Origin of the sequence: Streptomyces hazeniae (assembly GCF_031845485.1) — a bacterium.
Lineage (GTDB): Bacteria > Actinomycetota > Actinomycetes > Streptomycetales > Streptomycetaceae > Streptomyces > Streptomyces hazeniae.
The window spans coordinates 1-1695 of sequence record NZ_JAVREQ010000055.1 but is presented as its reverse complement, the minus strand read 5'-3'; the positions used below and the strand labels follow the sequence as shown (position 1 = coordinate 1695).

Genomic DNA, 1695 nt, shown 5'->3' with positions numbered 1-1695 from the left:
ACCGTCCCCGGGATGACCGGGGCGCAGGGCGGACAGGTCATCGGCCTGCTCCGGGGACGGCTGCACGCCCTCAACGACCTGGCGCTCACGCTGAAGCACATCCACTGGAACGTCGTGGGCCCGCACTTCATCGCCGTGCACGAGATGCTCGACCCGCAGGTCGACGCCGTCCGCGAGATGATCGACAAGACCGCGGAACGCATCTCCACCCTCGGGGGCTCTCCCCCGGGCACTCCGGGCGTCCTGGTGGCCGAGCGGGGCTGGGAGGACTACTCGGTGGGCCGTGCCCAGGCCATCGAGCACCTCGGCGCCCTGGACCTCGTCTACACGGGTGTCATCGAGGACCACCGGCGGGCCGTGCGGGAGACGGACGAGCCGGACCTGGTCACCCAGGATCTGCTCATCGAGCAGCTGCGGGAGCTGGAGCTGTTCCAGTGGTTCGTCCGGGCCCACCTGGAAAGCGCGGGCGGCACCCTGAGCACGGCGGGCGCCGGCACCGAGGAGGACGCTGCGGCACGCGCCGCACGGCAGGCCAAGCGCCAGCCCTGACCTGGGAATCAGCGGGTGGCGAGCGCCGCCACGTGGTCCCACAGCTCCCGCCGGGTGCGGTCGTCGTCCGGTTTCGCTCCGAGCCGGTAGGTGGTGGGGCGGGGGCGCCGGTCGTGCCAGAACAGGCCGGTGGTGCGCGCGGTTTCGGGGGTGTGGCCCATCCAGACCACCGTGTCGGCGCCCTGCTCCGGCGTGCGGACGATGGGCCGGGTCAGCGCGCGGAAGACGGGCAGCCACGTACGCACGCCCTTGGTGTCGGCCCAGCCGGGGTGCATGGCGTGGACGTGGACGCCGCTGTCCCGGAGCCGCTCGGCCCACTGCTCGGTGAGGACGATCTGGGCGCGTTTGGTGCGGGCGTAGATGGCCTTGGGGTTGTAGGAGGAGTGCTCCGACTGGGGGTCTCCCACCGGCAGGGACTGCCCGTACTGGCCCCCGGAGGTCACGTTGATCACGCGGGAGGGGGCGGCGCGTTCCAGGAGCGGTGTGAGCGCGTCGGTGAGCGCCCAGGCTGCGAGCACGTGTGTGGCGAAGGTGAGTTCGACGCCGTCCGGGCTGTGCTGCCGCTCGTCCGGCATCACGCCGGCGTTGTTCACCAGGACGTCGAGCCGGTCCTCCTGGCGCCGGAAGCGCTCGGTGAAGTCACGCAGTTCGGCGAGGCTGCTGAGGTCGCAGGCAACCGGCCGGACCTCGCCGGCCGCGTCGCCACCCGAGCGTTCCCGAGTCAGCCGTGCCGCCTGTTCGGCACGCTCCGGACTGCGGCCCAGGACGCGCACGGAGGCGCCGCGCCGGGCGAAGCCCGCGGCGGCTGCCAGCCCGATACCGGAGCCGGCCCCCGTCACCAGGACGACCTTTCCGTCCATCCGGCCGTCGTCCGCCGGCCAGCCCGGCAGTCGCCGCCTCAGGTACAGGCCGGGCTTTCCGTAGCCGAGGACCACGGACCGGTCGAGCACCGTGTCCACCAGGGAGGAGATGTCCATGAGCGCGGGGTTCCCCCGTGCCGGGCGCCCAATCCGCCCGGCACGGCTTCACGCTGCGCTCAGGGTCCTCACGGCCGGGGTCTGCGGGCGGCGGCAGTACGTTGCGGCCGATCTGCGTGCCGCGGCCCGTGGTGCCGCCACGGTGCCGGTCCCCGTTCAATAGGCTCAG

At 72.9% G+C, this 1695-nt stretch carries 2 protein-coding genes; one reads left to right on the top strand and one right to left on the bottom strand.

Annotation, left to right across the window (positions count from 1 at the left end; genetic code table 11):
* Positions 1-549 (top strand): Dps family protein (locus RM572_RS28490; RefSeq protein WP_311676263.1); only part of this gene is annotated, 549 nt, incomplete at its 5' end.
* Positions 550-557: 8 nt separating this feature from the next.
* Here the strand turns inward: RM572_RS28490 and RM572_RS28485 are convergent.
* Entirely contained in the window at positions 558-1526 is a 969-nt protein-coding gene (locus RM572_RS28485) for an SDR family NAD(P)-dependent oxidoreductase (RefSeq protein ID WP_311676262.1), read from the bottom strand.
* Between the last annotated feature and the right edge of the window lie 169 nt (positions 1527-1695).

Bases quoted from the DNA above. Each gene is read 5' to 3' on its own strand.
- RM572_RS28485 (WP_311676262.1), bottom strand. From the start codon at position 1,526: ATGGACATCTCCTCCCTGGTGGACACGGTGCTCGACCGGTCCGTGGTC.